This window comes from Streptomyces pseudogriseolus, from assembly GCA_002154585.1.
In the GTDB taxonomy this organism is placed as follows: domain Bacteria; phylum Actinomycetota; class Actinomycetes; order Streptomycetales; family Streptomycetaceae; genus Streptomyces; species Streptomyces pseudogriseolus.
Genome location: MUNG01000190.1, coordinates 1 through 16,877, shown reverse-complemented (window position 1 = coordinate 16,877; position 16,877 = coordinate 1). Strand labels below are relative to the sequence as shown.

At 72.9% G+C, this 16,877-nt stretch carries 18 protein-coding genes and 1 pseudogene; 8 read left to right on the top strand and 11 right to left on the bottom strand.

All coding sequences use genetic code 11. From position 1 onward, the window contains the following. From CCN29_RS17960 to CCN29_RS17950, 3 genes are all read right to left on the bottom strand, one after another. On the bottom strand, positions 1-1,176 hold a 1,176-nt coding region (locus tag CCN29_RS17960), incomplete at its 3' end, for a DUF5667 domain-containing protein (RefSeq protein WP_086683062.1). Positions 1,177-1,421: 245 nt separating this feature from the next. After that, complete coding sequence (locus CCN29_RS17955; protein WP_031022504.1) at positions 1,422-2,198, bottom strand: ECF subfamily RNA polymerase sigma factor, BldN family; 777 nt, start codon at positions 2,196-2,198, stop codon at positions 1,422-1,424. Positions 2,199-2,590: 392 nt separating this feature from the next. Then, positions 2,591-3,502 carry an HAD family hydrolase gene (locus CCN29_RS17950; protein WP_051792275.1) on the bottom strand — a complete coding sequence of 304 codons (912 nt, stop codon included), beginning with the start codon at positions 3,500-3,502 and terminating at the stop codon, positions 2,591-2,593. A gap of 106 nt (positions 3,503-3,608) precedes the next feature. On the opposite strand from CCN29_RS17950, the gene CCN29_RS17945 reads away from it, so the two are divergent. The 5 genes from CCN29_RS17945 to CCN29_RS17925 all read left to right on the top strand — a co-directional run bounded on the left by CCN29_RS17945 (position 3,609) and on the right by CCN29_RS17925 (position 9,345). Next, complete coding sequence (locus tag CCN29_RS17945; RefSeq protein WP_031022509.1) at positions 3,609-3,890, top strand: glutaredoxin family protein; 282 nt, start codon at positions 3,609-3,611, stop codon at positions 3,888-3,890. Between the two features lie 301 nt (positions 3,891-4,191). Next, a complete protein-coding gene (locus CCN29_RS17940) occupies positions 4,192-4,983 on the top strand; it encodes a redox-sensing transcriptional repressor Rex (protein ID WP_006133299.1) in 792 nt (263 codons plus the stop codon). Beyond that, positions 4,980-6,686, top strand: a complete 1,707-nt coding sequence (locus CCN29_RS17935) for a glutamyl-tRNA reductase (protein ID WP_006133298.1) — start codon at positions 4,980-4,982, stop codon at positions 6,684-6,686. Before CCN29_RS17940 ends, CCN29_RS17935 begins: the two co-directional genes overlap by 4 nt. Next, positions 6,683-7,642 (top strand): hydroxymethylbilane synthase, encoded by a 960-nt coding sequence (gene hemC / locus CCN29_RS17930; protein ID WP_006133297.1) that lies wholly within the window; start codon positions 6,683-6,685, stop codon positions 7,640-7,642. Before CCN29_RS17935 ends, hemC begins: the two co-directional genes overlap by 4 nt. Next, positions 7,639-9,345, top strand: coding sequence for a bifunctional uroporphyrinogen-III C-methyltransferase/uroporphyrinogen-III synthase (locus CCN29_RS17925; protein WP_031022511.1), 1,707 nt, complete (start codon positions 7,639-7,641; stop codon positions 9,343-9,345). The genes hemC and CCN29_RS17925 overlap by 4 nt, the downstream gene beginning before the upstream one ends. An 83-nt stretch (positions 9,346-9,428) precedes the next feature. Here the strand turns inward: CCN29_RS17925 and CCN29_RS17920 are convergent, their stop codons facing one another. Further along, complete coding sequence (locus CCN29_RS17920; protein ID WP_031066443.1) at positions 9,429-9,872, bottom strand: MerR family transcriptional regulator; 444 nt, start codon at positions 9,870-9,872, stop codon at positions 9,429-9,431. Between the two features lie 28 nt (positions 9,873-9,900). Here CCN29_RS17920 and CCN29_RS17915 point away from each other — a divergent pair, with 28 nt between their 5' ends. Beyond that, positions 9,901-10,689, top strand: coding sequence for a methyltransferase domain-containing protein (locus CCN29_RS17915; protein ID WP_031066444.1), 789 nt, complete (start codon positions 9,901-9,903; stop codon positions 10,687-10,689). An 80-nt stretch (positions 10,690-10,769) separates the two neighbouring features. On the opposite strand, the gene CCN29_RS17910 is transcribed toward CCN29_RS17915, so the two are convergent. The 3 genes from CCN29_RS17910 to CCN29_RS17900 are packed head-to-tail and all read right to left on the bottom strand — an operon-like array spanning position 10,770 to position 11,979. Next, positions 10,770-10,952 carry a DUF397 domain-containing protein gene (locus CCN29_RS17910; RefSeq protein ID WP_006133293.1) on the bottom strand — a complete coding sequence of 61 codons (183 nt, stop codon included), beginning with the start codon at positions 10,950-10,952 and terminating at the stop codon, positions 10,770-10,772. After that, positions 10,949-11,149, bottom strand: coding sequence for a DUF397 domain-containing protein (locus tag CCN29_RS17905; protein ID WP_086683059.1), 201 nt, complete (start codon positions 11,147-11,149; stop codon positions 10,949-10,951). The genes CCN29_RS17910 and CCN29_RS17905 overlap by 4 nt, the downstream gene beginning before the upstream one ends. Beyond that, positions 11,146-11,979, bottom strand: a complete 834-nt coding sequence (locus CCN29_RS17900; protein WP_086683065.1) for a helix-turn-helix domain-containing protein — start codon at positions 11,977-11,979, stop codon at positions 11,146-11,148. The genes CCN29_RS17905 and CCN29_RS17900 overlap by 4 nt, the downstream gene beginning before the upstream one ends. Positions 11,980-12,143: 164 nt before the next feature. Here CCN29_RS17900 and CCN29_RS17895 point away from each other — a divergent pair, with 164 nt between their 5' ends. Further along, entirely contained in the window at positions 12,144-12,569 is a 426-nt protein-coding gene (locus CCN29_RS17895; protein ID WP_031066448.1) for an ATP-binding protein, read from the top strand. Between the two features lie 18 nt (positions 12,570-12,587). Here the strand turns inward: CCN29_RS17895 and CCN29_RS17890 are convergent, their stop codons facing one another. Then, positions 12,588-13,220 carry a DUF4232 domain-containing protein gene (locus CCN29_RS17890; protein WP_086683056.1) on the bottom strand — a complete coding sequence of 211 codons (633 nt, stop codon included), beginning with the start codon at positions 13,218-13,220 and terminating at the stop codon, positions 12,588-12,590. Between the two features lie 1,009 nt (positions 13,221-14,229). Between CCN29_RS17890 and CCN29_RS35970 the strand changes: the two genes are divergently transcribed. Then, complete coding sequence (locus tag CCN29_RS35970; protein WP_442538404.1) at positions 14,230-14,748, top strand: hypothetical protein; 519 nt, start codon at positions 14,230-14,232, stop codon at positions 14,746-14,748. Positions 14,749-14,837: 89 nt separating this feature from the next. On the opposite strand, the gene CCN29_RS17880 is transcribed toward CCN29_RS35970, so the two are convergent. From CCN29_RS17880 to CCN29_RS17870, 3 genes and pseudogenes are all read right to left on the bottom strand, one after another. Next, a complete protein-coding gene (locus tag CCN29_RS17880) occupies positions 14,838-16,058 on the bottom strand; it encodes an MFS transporter (protein ID WP_086683053.1) in 1,221 nt (406 codons plus the stop codon). Positions 16,059-16,146: 88 nt separating this feature from the next. Beyond that, positions 16,147-16,539, bottom strand: a complete 393-nt coding sequence (locus CCN29_RS17875) for a hypothetical protein (RefSeq protein WP_006133286.1) — start codon at positions 16,537-16,539, stop codon at positions 16,147-16,149. 105 nt (positions 16,540-16,644) lie between these two features. Then, positions 16,645-16,877: pseudogene (locus CCN29_RS17870) on the bottom strand (MocR-like pyridoxine biosynthesis transcription factor PdxR); the annotation flags it as partial.

Below are 16,877 nucleotides of genomic sequence, written 5' to 3'. Positions count from 1 at the left end.
GTCGGGGGCGGGAGGCCGGGTGGCCGAGCCCGTCGGCGGCGGTGTGCTGCTCTGGCCGCTCTCCTGGGGCGGGTCGAGGAGGCCGCCGGTGTTGCCGCCGAGCAGGCCGTCCTGCTCGTGCTCGGCGTCGGCGGAGTCGCTCGGTCCCGCGCTGCCCGTCTCGCCCTTGCCGGAGCCGTCCCGCCCGGTGCCGGGGGACGTCGAGGGCTCGGCGGCGGAGGGGCTGTCGGACGCCGGGGCGGAGCCGCCGTGCCGCTTGCCGTCGTCCGCCTGGTCGCTCGGCGGCCGGGGCAGCAGGGACTGGAGCGGGGCGACGTCCTCGTCTATGGCGTCGAACACGGACGTGACCTGCTCACTGACGTCCCCGAGCTGCACGGGGAGCCGGTCGCGCAGGTTGCCCCAGGTGTCGCGGTGGGCCTGGGAGAAGGAGGAGAGCGCCTGGATGGGGCCGAGGGAGTCCGGGTTGCGCTCGTAGGCCTCGCGGAGCAGCCGGTGGCCCTCCGAGGCGTCGTGCCGCATGCCGGACAGGGCGCGGCGGATCTCGCTCAGCGACTCGTGGTCGAGGGAGCCGGCGCGGTCGCGCTCCATCAGCCGGCGGGCCTCGCCGAGCCGGGTGGAGGCCTGGTCGAGGTAGACCCGGCCGCGCTCGTCGTCGCCGTCGGCGAGGGTGAGCTTGACGTCCTCGATGCCGCGCTTGAGCCCGTAGAGCGAGTCGCCGGGGAGGGCGTCGGAGCTGGCGGCGGCGACTCCGCCGAGGGCGCCGGCGGCGACGCCGACGGTGAGTCCGCCCGCGGTGAGCCCTTTGGCCAGCCGGGAACGCGGTCGCAGCCTGCCCAGCGGGGTGGCCCGGTGGGCGCCCTTGGCGCGGCGCGAGCGCTGTTCGGGAACGGCCCGGTCCGTCGCCTCGCCTGCGGCGGTGCCCTCCTGGAGCATGGCCTCGAACGCGGCCACCAGCTGGGCTCGCTGGACGACCTTCACCTCGGGGTCGAGCTCCGGCCGGGGCAGCGCGCGCAGACCGGAGGCCAGCGTGAGCAGCTGGGCCTGTTCGGTCTCGGCGGCGGCCGGGGCCGGTGCCGGTCCTTCGGTTCGCTCGGCCGCCGTGCCCCGGTCGGACTGCTCCTCCAGGGCCTGGGCGAAGGCGTTCGCCCGCCGGTGCGCCGATACGTTCGCGATCACTGGCGGCACCTCCTCTCGTCATGACGGTCGACTCCCCAGGGGGTCTGAGGGTTCCCGGGGCCGGCCGACGCCACACGATCGGGTGAGCGCAGCCGGTCAGCGGGTGACCACAGGGAGCCTGTATCCCGCACAACGACGGGCGCGGCACTTGGGTTACGCGCACCGGTGACCCGATCGGCGATTCCAACCCGGTTTCACTCAGGGTGAGTTGAAAGTCGCTCACTGTGTCGCGTCCCGTGGACGGGTCAGCGGGCGTCGTCCGGGAGGAGCCGGGCGAGGGTGCGGACGGCACGGTACTGGAGGGTCTTGATGGCGCCCTCGTTCTTGCCCATGACGCGGGCCGTCTCGGCGACGGACAGCCCTTGGAGGAATCGGAGCGTGACGCACTCCTGCTGTTGGGGGTTGAGCCGTCGTACGGCATCGAGGAGGGCGGCGTTGGACAGGGACTCGAGTACGGAATCCTCGGGGGAGCGCTCGACCTCGTTGGCGTCGAGCATCTCCCCGGTGGTGACCTCGAGGCGGAAGCGGCTGGACTTGAAGTGGTCGGCGACGAGGTTGCGGGCGATGGTCACCAGCCAGGCGCCGAAGTCGCGGCCCTGCCAGGTGAAGGTGCCGATGCGGCGCAGCGCCCGCAGAAAGGTCTCGCTGGTGAGGTCCTCGGCGGTCGCCTTGCCGCCGACGCGGTAGTAGATGTAGCGGTAGACGGTGTCGCTGTACTGGTCGTAGAGCCGTCCGAAGGCCTCCGCCTCGCCGGCCTGGGCGCGCTCCACGAGGTCCATCATCCGGGCGCTGTCGCTGTCGGCGGCGGGACGGCGGGCAGCGGGAGCGCCGGACGGGCGTCCTCGTCTGCCGACCGCGGCCGTGCCCTCGGCGAGGGCGTAGCACGGGCCGGCGGGGACGGCGGCGAATGCGGGGACGGCGTGCGCGGGGGGGACGATTCCGCGCAACATGTCTCGGGCTGTCGCGACTGTCGCGCGCAGCGTAGCCAGGCCCGAGGCGTCAACCCCGACGTGTGGGTACACGGGACTCCCAGAGGCAGAGCTTCCATCACGTGCAGTGCGGGGCCGTTCACCCGTCGTGACGAAGGGGTGGTCCCGGAATGCGTCTGAGGAGAATAACGCTTCGTACAGGCCCTGCTACACCGAGTTGCTCAAACTATCGATTACGTCGCTTCCGTAACCGATTGACGTTTCTTCACGGGTGAGGAGCTGATCGATCGGTGACCGGAAGCTTTCGTATTCCGGTTAAGTCCGGGGCGAGTTGTGGCCGTGTGCAGCCAAGAGGACTGCTCGGGCCGGTTGCGGGGTAAGGCGGTCGGTTCGGGGCGTGTCGCGGCCCGGCCCGGTCACCGCGGGCGGGCGCGGGGCCCGGCGGTGACGTGCGGGAGGGGCGCCGGCGGGCTTCCGGCAGTACGTCAGCGGCGCTTGCGGTGCAGGGCGATCGCGGCGGCCGTGCCCCCGGCCACCGCGCCCACGCCGGCCGCGGCCGGGATGCCGACCTTGGCCGCCTTGCGGCCGGTGCGGTAGTCGCGCAGCCGCCAGTCCATCCGGCGGGCGTGCTTGCGCAGCTTGGAGTCCGGGTTGATCGCGTAGGGGTGGCCCACGAGCGACAGCATCGGGATGTCGTTGTGGGAGTCGCTGTAGGCCGCGCAGCGGCGCAGGTCCAGCCCTTCCGCGAGCGCCAGCGCACGGACCGCCTCCGCCTTCGCCGGACCGTGCAGCGGCTCGCCCACGAGTTTGCCCGTGTACACGCCGTCGACCGACTCGGCGACGGTGCCCAGGGCGCCGGTCAGACCGAGCCGGCGGGCGATCACCGTGGCGATCTCCACCGGGGCGGCGGTGACCAGCCAGACCCGCTGGCCGGCGTCGAGGTGTGCCTGGGCCAGCGCCCGGGTGCCGGGCCAGATGCGCTCCGCCATGTACTCGTCGTAGATCTCCTCGCCGATGGACTGGAGCTCGGAGACGCGGTGGCCCTGGACGATGGAGAGCGCCGAGTCGCGCGCCTCCTGCATGTGCTCGGGGTCCTCGACGCCGGCCAGCCGGAACCACGCCTGCTGCCAGGCGAACCGGGCCAGCTCGCGGGTGTCGAAGAACTTCCGCTTGTACAGGCCCCGCCCGAAGTGGAACAGGGCGGCGCCCTGCATGACGGTGTTGTCCAGGTCGAAGAACGCGGCGGCCCGTTCGTCACCGGGAACCGGGAACTCGGGTTCGCGTTCGGAAACTTCCTGGGTGGATTTGCGGGCGGCCTCCGCCGAGGCCTCGCCAGCCAACACGCTCCGCGCCGTGGCGGAGCGCCTACGGGGGGTGAGCCATCCGAGAGCGGCCATGGCGTGAGCATAGCCAGTGCGCGCGCCCGCTCCGGAGCCGAGAGGCCGCCGCGCCGTGAACTCCGTGTGTCCTCGGCGGTGTCCCGGCCTTGTCCCGCGCGCGACAATGGCCCGCATGACCCCTCTCTTCCGCCGCGCCGGGCCCCCGCGGGACCGGCTCGTGACGCTGATCCGCAAGCCCGGCTGCCATCTGTGCGACGACGCGCAGACGGTGGTGGAGAAGGTGTGCTCCGAGCTCGGGGTTCCGTGGGAGCGCAAGGACATCACCGAGGACCGGGAGCTGTACGACCTGTACTGGGAGCAGATCCCGGTGGTGCTCGTCGACGGACGGCAGCACACCTTCTGGCGCGTGAACGAGGACCGTCTCCGCGCGGCCCTGAGTGACTGACCCGGGTGACTGACCGGCCAGTTCAATCTGGCGGAAATTCGCTTAGGATCGATGGCGTTCTGGTCTCGGGGGCGGGATTCACAGAGGAGAGTGTGCGGTTTTGCCCCTGAAAGCAAAGGAACGGCGGCGCGGGCGCGCCGGTTCCCTCCGTGCGCGCCGGGGGCGCGTGACCCCGGTCACGTTGGCCGGGCAAATCGGACACAATCTTTGTGCACGCGTTCACAAAGACATAGCCTGCATTCGACGGGGCGGTCCGGGGACGTATGACCGCCTGAAGCCCCGCTCTACCCGCAGGAGCACCGTGGCAACTGGCCGAACTCACCGACCGGCGACCCGTAGCCGAGGGATTCCCGAGGCCACCGTCGCCCGGCTTCCGCTGTACCTCCGCGCCCTGACCGCGCTCTCCGAGCGCTCGGTGCCCACGGTCTCCTCGGAGGAGCTGGCGGCCGCCGCGGGTGTGAACTCCGCGAAGCTGCGCAAGGACTTCTCCTACCTGGGTTCCTACGGCACCCGGGGCGTCGGCTACGACGTCGAGTATCTCGTGTACCAGATCTCCCGCGAACTCGGCCTCACCCAGGACTGGCCGGTTGTGATCGTCGGCATCGGTAACCTCGGCGCCGCCCTGGCCAACTACGGAGGGTTCGCCTCCCGTGGTTTCCGGGTCGCCGCGCTGATCGACGCCGACCCCGCGATGGCCGGGAAGCCCGTCGCCGGCATCCCCGTGCAGCACACCGACGAGCTCGAGACGATCATCCGGGACAACGGCGTGTCCATCGGCGTCATCGCCACCCCGGCCGGCGCGGCCCAGCAGGTCTGCGACCGGCTCGTGGCCGCCGGCGTCACGTCCATCCTGAACTTCGCGCCGACCGTGCTGACCGTCCCGGACGGCGTCGACGTGCGCAAGGTCGACCTCTCCATCGAGCTCCAGATCCTCGCCTTCCACGAGCAGCGCAAGGCCGGCGAGGAGGCCGCGGCCGGGGTCGCCGCCGACCGGGCAGCCGGTCCCGCCCGCTCCGCCGCCGTCGCCGGGCGCGAGGACTCCGCCACCGACCAGGGGCCCGACGGGGACGTACCCGCCGTGATGCCAGCATGAGCCTCCTCGTCGTCGGACTGAGCCACCGCAGCGCCCCGGTCAGCGTGCTGGAGCGGGCGTCGCTGAGCGCGGACGCGCAGACCAAGCTGCTCCAGGACACGGTCGCCGCGGAGCCCGCCTCCGAGGGCGCGGTCCTCGCCACCTGCAACCGCATCGAGCTGTACGCCGACGTGGACAAGTTCCACGCCGGTGTCGCCGAGCTGTCCACGCTGCTCGCCCAGCACAGCGGGGTCGGCCTGGAGGAGCTCACTCCTTATCTTTATGTGCACTACGAGGACCGGGCCGTGCACCACCTGTTCTCGGTGGCCTGCGGACTGGACTCGATGGTCGTGGGCGAGGGGCAGATCCTCGGCCAGATCAAGGACTCGCTGGCCCGCGCGCAGGAGACCCACACCGCGGGACGGCTGCTGAACGACCTGTTCCAGCAGGCGCTGCGGGTCGGCAAGCGCGCCCACTCCGAGACCGGCATCGACCGCGCCGGGCAGTCCCTGGTCACCTTCGGCCTGGAGCAGCTCGCGCAGGGCACCCCCGTCGAGACCTGGGCGCGCGGCAAGAAGGCCCTGGTCATAGGCGCCGGTTCGATGTCCTCGCTGTCCGCGGCCACGCTCGCGCGCGCCGGCGTCGCCGAGGTCGTGGTGGCGAACCGCACGCCCGACCGCGCCGAGCGGCTGGTGCGGATCCTCACCGAGGGCGACGACACGGACGTGGCGGCCCGCGCGGTCCCGATGGCATCGGTGCCGTTCGAGCTGACACGTGCCGATGTGGTCGTCTCCTGCACCGGCGCGACCGGCCTGGTCCTCACCGCCGAGACGATCGCCGCCGGCGTCGAGGGCCGCCCCGGCGCGGCGCAGGTCGTCGACCTCGACGCGGTCGCCGCGGAGGACGCCCGCGAGAGCGCCCCCGCGCAGCCTCCCGCCGAGGACGGCTGCCCGGTGGACCTGCCGACGGTCCGGCCCGGCTTCTCCGTGATGGGCGAGGCGGCCGTCGCCGGGATGGACGCGGCCACGCTGGAGCAGCACGGCGCGTGGGCGGCGGGCTCCGCCGTCGACCGCCGGGACGCCGCCCGCGGCACCGGACCCGAGGCGGACGCCGAGGTCATCGGCGCGCTCGCCGCGGCCGCGGCCGCGATCGGCCGCATCCCCGAGCGGCGCAGGCCCGAGCCGGTGGACGCGCCGCCGCGCCCCGAGCCCGTCCTCTTCCTGCTGGACCTCGCCATGCCGCGGGACGTCGACGCGGCGGCGCACCGCCTGCCCGGCGTGCGGCTGGTGGACATCGAATCGCTCGCCGAGGCGTCCGCGGACGCTCCGATGGCTGCCGATGTGGACCAGGTCCGGCGTATCGTCTCCGACGAGGTCGCCGCGTTCGGGGCGGCACAGCGGGCGGCGCACATCACGCCGACCGTCGTCGCCCTGCGGACCATGGCGGCCGACGTGGTGGCCGGTGAGATGGCCCGCCTGGAGGGGCGGCTCCCCGGCCTGGACGACAAGCACCGCGCGGAGATCACCCAGACCGTGCGACGGGTGGTCGACAAGCTGCTGCACGCCCCGACGGTCCGGGTCAAGCAGCTCGCGGCCGAGCCCGGCGGGGCCGGGTACGCGGACGCGCTGCGCACCCTGTTCGACCTCGACCCCGAGACGGTGGCCTCCGTCTCCCGCGCCGAGGAAAGCACCGAGAAGAACGCACAGAACCGAGGGCCGGGATGACTGAGAAGGCACTGAGGCTGGGGACCAGGCGCAGCAAGCTCGCCATGGCCCAGTCCGGGCAGGTGGCGGATGCCGTGAGCCAGGTGACCGGACGGCCCGTCGAGCTCGTCGAGATCACCACGTACGGCGACGTCTCGCGTGAGCACCTCGCGCAGATCGGCGGCACGGGCGTCTTCGTCGCCGCCCTGCGGGAGGCGCTGGCGCGCGGCGAGGTGGACTTCGCGGTGCACTCCCTCAAGGACCTGCCGACCACCCAGCCCGACGAGCTGGTCCTGGCGGCGATCCCCGAGCGCGAGGACCCGCGGGACGTGATCATCGCGCGGGACGCGCTGAAGCTCACCGACCTGCCGCGCGGGGCGCGCATCGGCACCGGTTCGCCGCGCCGCATGGCGCAGCTGAACGCGTACGCCCGCGCCCACGGCATGGACATCGAGACGGTCCCGATCCGGGGCAACGTCGACACCCGCATCGGGTACGTCACCAAGGGCGACCTGGACGCGGTCGTGCTGGCGGCCGCCGGGCTCAACCGGATCGGACGCAGTGACGAGGTGACCGACTTCCTGTCGGTCGACACGGTTCTGCCCGCCCCCGGCCAGGGGGCACTGGCGATCGAGTGCGCCGCGGACGACGCGGACCTCGTCGCCGCGCTCGCCGAGCTCGACGACCCGTTCACGCGGGCCGCCGTGACGGCCGAGCGTTCCCTGCTCGCCGCTCTGGAGGCCGGCTGCAGCGCACCCGTGGGGGCGCTGGCCGATCTCCTGGACGACGGGCAGTCTGTCAAGGAAATGCGCCTGCGGGGCGTCGTCGGCACCACCGACGGTTCCACGCTGGTGCAGCTGTCCACCACCGGTCCCGTGCCCGAGACGCACGAGGCGGCGACGGCGCTCGGTCGCGAACTCGCCACCGAGATGCTCGCGCAGGGCGCGGCCGGTCTGATGGGGGAGCGAGCACTTTGAGCCCCACCACTCTTCCCGCCCCTCCGGAACAAGGGCACGTCACCTTCCTCGGTGCCGGACCCGGGGATCCGGGACTGCTGACCCTGCGCGCCGTGGAGGCCCTGGCGAACGCGGACGTCCTCGTCGCCGAGCACGACGTGCTCGATGTCGTACGGACGCACGCCAGGCAGGGCGTCGCCGAGGTGCACACGGACGCGGACACGCCTGCGTCGTCCACGCCGGGCACGGGCACGCCCCAGCTGACGGTCGTTGACGGCGCGTCAACAACCGCCGGTGTCCCCGCGAATAGGGATGCCGCACATCTTGTCATGGAGGCCGCGCGGGGCGGCAAGCGGGTCGTCCGTGCGGTGTCCGGCGACCCCGGCCTCGACGCGTACGCCGCCGAGGAGATGCTGGCGTGCGCCTCGGCCGGGGTGCCGTTCGAGGTCGTGCCCGGTGTCGCCGCCGCGGTCGGCGTGCCCGCGTACGCCGGTGTGCCGCTGCGGGACGCGGAGGGCGCGGACGTCCGCTTCGTGGACGCGCGCACGGCGTCCGACCGGTGCTGGACGGAGGTCGGCGCGTCGGACGGCACGGTGGTCGTATCCACCACGCTGGACTCGGTGGCCGCCGCCGCGGGCGAACTGGTGTCCGCCGGACGTAAGCCCGACACCCCTCTGACGGTGACCGTCGCCGGTACGACGACCCGGCAGCGCACCTGGTCGGCGACGCTCGGCACGATCGCGCAGACGCTGAAGCAGGCGAAGGTGCTGCCCTCCCCGGAGGGCGGCCGTCCGGTGATAGCCGTGGTCGGTGAGCGTTCCGCCGCCGCCCAGCGGGACCGGCTGGCGTGGTTCGAGTCCAAGCCGCTGTTCGGCTGGAAGGTGCTCGTGCCGCGCACCAAGGAGCAGGCGGCGTCGCTCTCCGACCAGCTGCGGTCCTACGGGGCCGTGCCGCACGAGGTGCCGACCATCGCGGTCGAGCCGCCGCGCACGCCCCAGCAGATGGAACGTGCCGTCAAGGGCCTGGTCACCGGCCGCTACGAGTGGATCGCGTTCACTTCGGTCAACGCGGTCAGGGCGGTCCGCGAGAAGTTCGAGGAGTACGGGCTCGACGCCCGCGCCTTCGCCGGGATCAAGGTCGCGGCGGTGGGCGAGCAGACCGCGAAGGCGCTGATCGCCTTCGGCGTGAAGCCCGACCTGGTGCCCAGCGGCGAGCAGTCGGCCGCCGGACTCCTGGAGGACTGGCCGCCGTACGACCCGGTCTTCGACCCGATCGACCGCGTCTTCCTGCCGCGCGCCGACATCGCCACCGAGACGCTGGTCGCGGGCCTCATAGAGCTGGGCTGGGAGGTCGACGACGTCACGGCCTACCGCACGGTGCGCGCCTCGCCGCCGCCGGCGGAGACCCGCGAGGCGATCAAGGGCGGCGGCTTCGACGCGGTGCTGTTCACGTCGTCGTCAACGGTCCGGAACCTGGTCGGCATCGCCGGCAAGCCGCACAACGTCACGGTGATCGCCTGCATCGGCCCGGCCACGGCGAAGACGGCCGAGGAACACGGCCTGCGGGTGGACGTGATGGCTCCCGAGCCGTCGGTCCACAAGCTGGCGGAAGCCCTCGCCGACTTCGGCACGCGACGCCGGCTGGCCGCGCTGGAGGCGGGTGACCCGGTCACCCGCCCGAGTGAGCGGCGTCCGGGGGCGCGGAGGCGTCGGTCGACGACGTAGCGGTCGCACACGTGAGGTGAGGAGGGGCGCCCTTTCGGGGGCGCCCTTCTTCGTCCGTGCGTCCGTGCGTCCGTCCGGTCCGGTCACCGGCTCTGCTGCCGGACCACGGAGCCGGTCCGCTCGGCGATGAGCCGCCGGTAGCCCGGGCACCGGGTGACGTCCTCGTGCTCGCAGTTCAGCCCGCCCTCGATCAGCTCCAGCGAGGCCTGGGCCGCCGCGATCCTCGCCCTCAGCTCGTCGGCCGCGGGACGCAGGATCGCGTGCCGGGTGGCGCGGCCGGTGGTCGCGGACAGGCTCCTGATGGTGTCCAGGCCGAGACCGGCCTCCTTCATGACGAGGATCGTCGCCACACGGGTGAGGTCCTCCGCACCGTAGCGGCGGCGCCCGGCGGCGTCCCGTGCGGGGTGCAGCAGGCCCATCGCCTCCCAGTGCCGCAGCACGTGCGTGGCCAGACCGAACCGTGCCGCGAAGGCGCCGATGCCCAGCGTTTCGGCGCCGTCGGCGCCGCCGTCCTCGGTTGACTTCATGCCGACATTAAGTCGCAGCATGGCGCCCATGGCCAAGAACCAGGACGCGGTCGACGAGCACCGCGACAGCCACGACAGCCGCGACACCGAAGCTCTGCTGGCCGCCCTCGACGCGGCGGACGGGATGCCGGGCGCCACGCGGCTGCGGACCCGGTCCTACGAACTGCTGTCCCTCGTCCCGGGCTCGACGGTCGTGGACGTCGGCTGCGGCGGCGGACGGGCGGTCGCCGAGCTGGCCGGACGCGGCGTCCACGCGGTGGGTGTGGACCCCGGCCCGCGGATGCTGGCGGCGGCCCGGGCGCGGTGGCCGCGGTACGAGTTCCGGGAGGCGGGAGCGGAGGAACTGCCGTTCCCCGACGGGAGCGTGCACGGTTACCGCGCCGACAAGGTCTTCCATGTGCTTCGCGAGCCGGCGCGGGCGGTGGCGGAGGCGCGGCGGGTCCTCCGCCCGGGCGGCAGGATCGTCCTGGTCGACCAGGACTGGGACGCCGTCATGATCGACTCGGACGACGCGGTGCTCACCCGCACGATCGTGCACGCCCGCGCCGACCTTCTGGGCTCGCCCCACGCCGGCCGCCAGTTCCGCGCCCTGCTGCTGGCCGGCGGCTTCGCCGACGTCACGGCCGAGGTGCACACCAGCGTGTTCACCGACCCGGCGATGCTGCCGCTGCTCACCCGGCTCGCGGAGCCGGCGTGCGCGGCGGGCGCCGTCGACCGCGACCTCGCGGACGGGTGGCTCGCCGAACAGCGGGGACGGGCGGAGAGGGGGCGGTTTCTGGTGGCGGTGCCGTTCTGGGTGGTGTCGGCGGCGGCGTAGGTTCGATTCCGGTCGCCGACTGACACGCGGATGCGGCCCCACCCGTGAGCTCGGGTGCGGGCCACGCTGTGCTTCGTGCGTCAGCGCCGGGACGCGTACGGGAGGAAGGCCGCCCAGGCGGATGAGGTGAGGTCGAGGCGGGGGCCTGTGCGGTTCTTGGAGTCGCGGACGAAGACGTGACGTCTGTCCGGGGTGGCCACCTCGACGCAGTCGGGGCCGCTGGACGTGCTGTAACTGCTTTTTGTCCACACGTTGAGGATCACGACGCCTCCGGCACTGCCTCGACGAAGGTCGTCCAGGTGCTGGGGGTGAGGGTGAGGCGGGGACCGCCCGGGTTCTTGGAGTCGCGGATGAGAACGTGGGCGGGGGTGGCGGCGACTTCGACGCAGGACGGGCCGTCGTCGGAGCTGTAGCTGCTCTTCGTCCACGCCACTTCGCCGTGGGAGGGCTTGACGGTCATGACTCCTCCAGCACTTTCTCGATGAGGGCAAGGGACTCCCGTGGGGTGAGAGCCTGCGCCCGGATGATGCCATGTCGCATGTCGAGAATGGCGGTCTCTCTCGGGTCGGTCATCACGTTGGCGCTGAGCTGGACCTCGCTGAGCCCCACCGCGATCCCGGTCTTGAGCCTGAGCAGTCGGAATGGGCCACCGAGGCCCGAGTTCTCCTCCCGGTCCAGCGGCAGCACCTGAAGGTCGACGTTACGCAACTGAGCGACGTCGCACAGCCGTTGGAGCTGGCCGCGTACCACCCTTTTGCCTCCGACCGGGCGGCGCAGCGTCGCTTCGCACAGCACGAAGCTGAACACGGGGCGAGGAGACGGTGCGGTGAAAATCTGCTGGCGCTCCAGACGGGCGGACACCCGCTGCTCAAGCTCCTCGTCCGTGAACTGCGGGCGCCGGGAGGCGAACACAGCCCGTGCGTAGTCCTCGGTCTGCAACAAGCCGTCGATCACGCAGTTGTTGTAGGAGCGAATCTCGACGGCCTCCGTCTCCAGGCGCTTCACGTCCCGCACCTTCTTCGGGTACCGGGCCTCCGCCACGTCCCCCTTCATCGCCGCGATCTTTCCGCCCGCGCCCAGCACCTCGTCCGCCGCGTCCAGGTACTCCGGGCGCGGGATGCGCCGTCCCCGCTCCACGGAGGAGACCAGTTCCTCGCCGTACCCGATGGCCGCACCGAACTCCGCCTGGGTGAGGCCGGCCGCCTCTCGCCACAGCTTCAACTGCCGTGTGACCGCCCGCATGACGGCCCCGGCCTCTTCGTCGTCCAGCCCCGCTTCCCACCCGCTCATGCTCGCCGCCCTCCCGTCGCGCGCCCTTCCCCGGACCAACTCCGGCCGCCCGCGCCCGGTCATCCCGGGCAGCCCGGACGGAAACCGGACACCGCGCGGACAGCCGCTGATCGCACGGGCCGCCGCTCTTCACAGGTTACGCACGCGCAAACACTCTGAGTGACGTGAGTCGAAAAGTCACCGCCCCGAGCGCCCCGCTCCACCAGTTCACCGTGCCGCTCTCCGCCACCCGCCGAGGAGCCCGTCTCGCCCGGCTGCTCGCCGTTGAGCAACTGCGCGGGTGGGAACTGCCGCCCGACCCGGCTCGGTTGATCGTCGCCGAACTCGCGGCGAACGCCGCCGTGCACGGCCGTGTGCAGGGCCGGAGTTTCCGGCTCGCCCTCTCCCTCGTGGAGCCCGCCACGCTCCGCATCGAGGTCACCGACACGAGGGGAGATCACCTGCCCATGCAGGCGCGGTCCGCCGGGGATGAGCCCGCCGAGTCCGGTTACGGCCTGCTGCTGGTCGAGGAGCTGGCCGACCGCTGGGGCGTACGTGAGGGCCCGGCGCCATGCAAGACCGTGTGGGCGGAGCTGGACCTCGGCCAGTGACCGGCCGCGGCCGGACAGTCAGTCGCCCTGGCCCGCGCTGCCGATCGGGCCGACCTTCACCGGGGTGCCCGAGCCGTCCGTGACCGGGAGGGAGGAGCCGCCCGGCCAGTCGAGCGTGACCGGCTTCGTCTCGTTCGGCGGGGTCACGACCAGGCCCGTGACGCGGACGCCTGAGCCGCCGGAGTCGTTGACCGGGTAGGTGACGGCGAACCACACCGACTTGCCGTCCTTGAGGACGACCGACGGGGCCTCCTCGCCGGTGCGCTCGGCGGAGAGCTGGCCTGCGTTCGTCTTCAGGTCGACGCCCGCGTAACCCGTGAGCGTGCAGTCACGGCCGCCGCCGTTGGCGAACTCCACCGCGACGGTGCCGACGGTGTCGCCCTCGATGGTGACGTCCGAGGCGGTGACCTCCAGCTCGTCGGTACGGCAGTCGGCCACCTTGCCGTCCTCGTTGCTGCCGGTCCCGGCGTCCGTGCCCTCCTGGTCCTGGTCCTGTTCATGGCCCTCGCCCTGCTCCGTGTCGTCGCCGTTCGCGGTCGGGGCCGAGGCGGCCGGTTCGGGGCCGGCGGCGACGTCCTCGTTCTGGCAGGCCGTGAGCGAGAGGCCCGCGACGACGGCCAGGGCGGCGATGGTGAGCTTGGTGGCGCGCATGGTGTCTTCCTCAGTGTCGGTGGCAGCGTGTGTGACGGGCCGTCAGTACGGCTCCTGCGCACTACAAGAGCCGTCCCGCCCGCTCGCCGTTTCGCTCGACGGCACGCCCGGACGCGCCTGTTACAGACGGGGGCATGCGCGGTGACATCCGTGCCGCGCCCGGCACGCACGGCGGTGCGCCGAGGCCGGGCGGGGCGGGCTCCGGTGGGTCGGCCGACGGGGCGGCGGGCCGTAAAAAGACTTAAGTACCTAGGGTAAATACCAACCAAACCAGACCAAACCTCGCGTTGATCACTCGGCCGGGTGAAACGCGTCGAACTGGCTGGCGCGGCGGTGGTGCGGGCGGGCACTCTCAGCTCAGAGGGCCGGGCAACTCGGCGCTCCCCCACACCCGTACAGACGTCGGCCCCCGCCGGGACTTGCACTCCCGGACGAGGGCCTGACCAAAGAGGAAGCAGACCCTTCCCCATGGCTGAGCAGAAGCCTAGTGCTGCCACCCGCCCGATTCAGGGTGTTCAGCGATCCGCCACCCCGTCCGGTGTCACCCACGTACGTACGTGCCCATCCGGGCAGTACGTGGTCGTCGGCAACCACCTCGCCCAGCACCGGGAGTTGTCGCTGACCGCGATCGGACTGGCGACCCACATCTTCTCGGTGCCCGAGGGCACCCCGGTCGACATCCGCAGTCTCACCGAGCGCTTCCCCGAGGGGCGGGACCGGATCGCCTTCGCCCTGCGGGAGCTGGAGGCGCACGGGTACCTGCGGCGGGTCCGCGAGCACACGGAGGACGGGCGGCTGGCCACACGGACCTACGCCCACCACACGCCGGTGGACGCGGCGTCCGCGGCCGTCGCGGAGCCCGCGCGGTCGGTGGTACGGCGTCCGGCGGCGGGGCGTGCCCGTACGCGTCACACGGTGGAGGCCGTCGGCGACGAGACACCTCAGGAGGACGATCAAGCCGTCGCCGAGCCCGTGGTCACGGGCCGGTCCGACAGCCCTGACGGCACGGGTGGCGCCGGCGCCGGTCGAGCCCGGCCCCACAATCCCCGACCTCGCAGTCCCCGGCCCCACAGTCCCCGATCTCACAATCCCCGAGACGCCGCCGCACGCGGCGCCTCGCTCCGGACCGCTGCACGAGAAGGCGGTCGCGCTCCTCGCAGGGCTGCGCCGCGCCGACGAGCGCCTCACGCTGTCGCTGCGGGAAGTGCACCGGCTCGCCCCAGCCGTCGTCGACTGGCTCGAACGGGGAGTCGGGCCGGCGGCGTTGCGCCACACCCTCACCGCCGACCTGCCCGTCGTCATGAAGTATCCGGCGGGCGTGCTCGCCTACCGCCTCCGTGAACTGCTGCCCCCGCCGCTCCCCGCCGTCCCGGACCTTCCGCCACCGCCCACGGCCGCTGCCCACCGCCCGCACCCCTTGCAGGACTGCGACGGCTGCGACCGGGTCTTCCGCGCCCCGGAACCGGGCCGCTGCCGCGACTGCCGGCAGGCGCAGGCGACTGGCGAGCGGGCGGTGTACGCGGCCTGACGTCGCGGCCTGGACAGGCGAGTCGTCCTGGCCGACGGTCTTGGCCGACGGGTGCCGACGGATGCCGTAGCCGCGCACACCGACATCCCTCACCCGAGCGGTGACGTGGGCGCGACCCAACGGGCCCGGTTCACATGCGGGCGGGATGCGAGCGTCACGCACACCGACACCGCCGCCAGCCCCGTGATCGTCACCGTCGGCGAGAGCACCTGCGCCGTCGCGCCCGCCACCGCCGCGCCGATGCCCTGCCATGTCATCCGGCCCGCCGACTCCACGCCCTGCACCTGGCCGCGCACCTGCTCGGGTGTGAGGGCGAGGAGCCGTTCCTGGAGGGGGAGCGTGGCCGCGAAGCCCGCGCTCGCGACGAACACCGCGACCGCCGCGACAGGCGCCGGCGGGTGCAGCGCGAAGAGGAGGTACGGCGCGGCCAGCAGCAGGCGCAGGGGAAAGGCGGAGCGGCGTCGCCACTCGGGGGAGAGCAGGCGGCCGACGGTCAGGTCGCCCAGGAGCATGCCGCCCGATGCGGCCGCCAGCAGGACACCCGCGTTCGCCCCGGCGTACGGGATGAACAGGGCCTCGCAGCCGACGATCAGGCCGTTGGGCACCCACAGGTTCAGCAGCAGGGCGCGCGGGCCGGTACGGGAGAGAAGAGCCGCGTTGGTCGTCCACGTCTCGCGCAGGCCGGGGCGGCGGGGCGGGCGGATGGAACGCTCCCGTACGGTCGCCGCCGTCACGGCGAGCGCGGCCGCCGTCAGCGCCGCTGCCGCGACGAACAGGCCCTGCGGGGTGAGATGGCGCAGCAGGAGCGCGCCGAGGGCGAAGCCGAGGACGGAGGTGCCGCCCGCGGTGATGTTCATCAGCGACCGGGCCGGGACGTACGCGGACGCGGGCACCGCCTCGGCGAGCAGGCCCATGCGCGTGCCGGTGTTGAGGGACTGGAAGAAGCCGAGCAGGAGGAGCAGGGCGAAGCGGGCGGTGAGCGGCATGCCGGGGGCCGCCTGCGCGCAGGCGCCCGCGAGGGCGACGGCCTGGAGCGCGACCAGGGTGCGGCGCGGGCGGCTGCCGTCCGCGACCGACATCAGCGTCGTCGCGCCGAGCACGGTCGCGAAGGTCGCGCCGTACATGCTCACGGCGGTGAGGAACGGTGAGCCGGTCGACCGGTCGACGAGCGTGCCGAGCGCGAAGCCGGAGAGGGTGCTCGCGGCGACCGTCAGCGTGCAGCCGGCGTACAGGCCGGCGAACTCGCGGTTGCGGAGGAGTGCGCGGTAACCAGGCGTCGCGTCAGAGGTGTTGGGTTCGGGAGATGCCATGAAAAAAGCCTTCGTGCTGCCCTGTCGGGGCGCGCGAAGGCTGACCGACGGACCATAGCAGGTCCGGCCCGGCTCCCGGGACTGGATGTCAGACCAGACCGACCGACACCAGCCCGCCGGCTGCGGCGACCGTGGCGGCGAGACCGCGCAGGCCCGGGGTGACGGCCCTGCGGCCGCCCCGCGTGGACAGCCTGAGCACGGCGTTCGCGGTGAACGCGGGCAGCAGCACGCCGAACACCGCGACCGTGGCGAGCGTTCCGAGGGTCGGCTCGACGGACACCGTCAGCGCGCCGGCCGCCATCGCCGCCGCGGCGATCCCGTACAGCGCCGCCGGTACGAAGGTGAGGTCGTCGCCCGCCTGCGGGGCCGGGCCGCGTCCCTTGGCGTGCGCCCAGTGGCGGCGCTCGACGCCGACCCGCGCCGACACCATGACGACCACCTCGACCGCCAGGACGATCACGGCGATGTGCTCGATCGACACAGCGTTCCCCTGTCCCTGCCCTCTACGTCGTACGCACGCGCTGGTACTTCGACGGTACGGGGCCCTCGGTGGCCGGTGAAGCACTTGAGGGAGTTCAGAGGCTCTTCAGGCCAGGGAGCGCAGCGCCCGGCCGAGCAGGGCCACGCCCTCGGTGAGGGTGCCGGGCGGGTCGGCCGCGTATCCGAGGACCAGGCCGGGGCGGCCAGGGAGCTGGCGGTGCCAGGACAGCGGGTGACACTTGACGCCCAGGGTCAGCGCGGCGGCGGCCAGTTCGGTGTCGGGGACGTCCGGCGCGTACGTGACCGTCAGGTGCAGGCCCGCCGCCGCGCTGACCCTGG

Coding starts and splice junctions, on each gene's coding strand:
- CCN29_RS17950 (WP_051792275.1), bottom strand. CDS start 3,502: ATGGCCGCTCTCGGATGGCTCACCCCCCGTAGGCGCTCCGCCACGGCG.
- CCN29_RS17945 (WP_031022509.1), top strand. CDS start 3,609: ATGGCCCGCATGACCCCTCTCTTCCGCCGCGCCGGGCCCCCGCGGGAC.
- CCN29_RS17935 (WP_006133298.1), top strand. CDS start 4,980: ATGAGCCTCCTCGTCGTCGGACTGAGCCACCGCAGCGCCCCGGTCAGC.
- hemC (WP_006133297.1), top strand. CDS start 6,683: ATGACTGAGAAGGCACTGAGGCTGGGGACCAGGCGCAGCAAGCTCGCC.
- CCN29_RS17920 (WP_031066443.1), bottom strand. CDS start 9,872: ATGAAGTCAACCGAGGACGGCGGCGCCGACGGCGCCGAAACGCTGGGC.
- CCN29_RS17915 (WP_031066444.1), top strand. CDS start 9,901: ATGGCCAAGAACCAGGACGCGGTCGACGAGCACCGCGACAGCCACGAC.
- CCN29_RS17905 (WP_086683059.1), bottom strand. CDS start 11,149: ATGACCGTCAAGCCCTCCCACGGCGAAGTGGCGTGGACGAAGAGCAGC.
- CCN29_RS17900 (WP_086683065.1), bottom strand. CDS start 11,979: ATGAGCGGGTGGGAAGCGGGGCTGGACGACGAAGAGGCCGGGGCCGTC.
- CCN29_RS17890 (WP_086683056.1), bottom strand. CDS start 13,220: ATGCGCGCCACCAAGCTCACCATCGCCGCCCTGGCCGTCGTCGCGGGC.
- CCN29_RS17880 (WP_086683053.1), bottom strand. CDS start 16,058: ATGGCATCTCCCGAACCCAACACCTCTGACGCGACGCCTGGTTACCGC.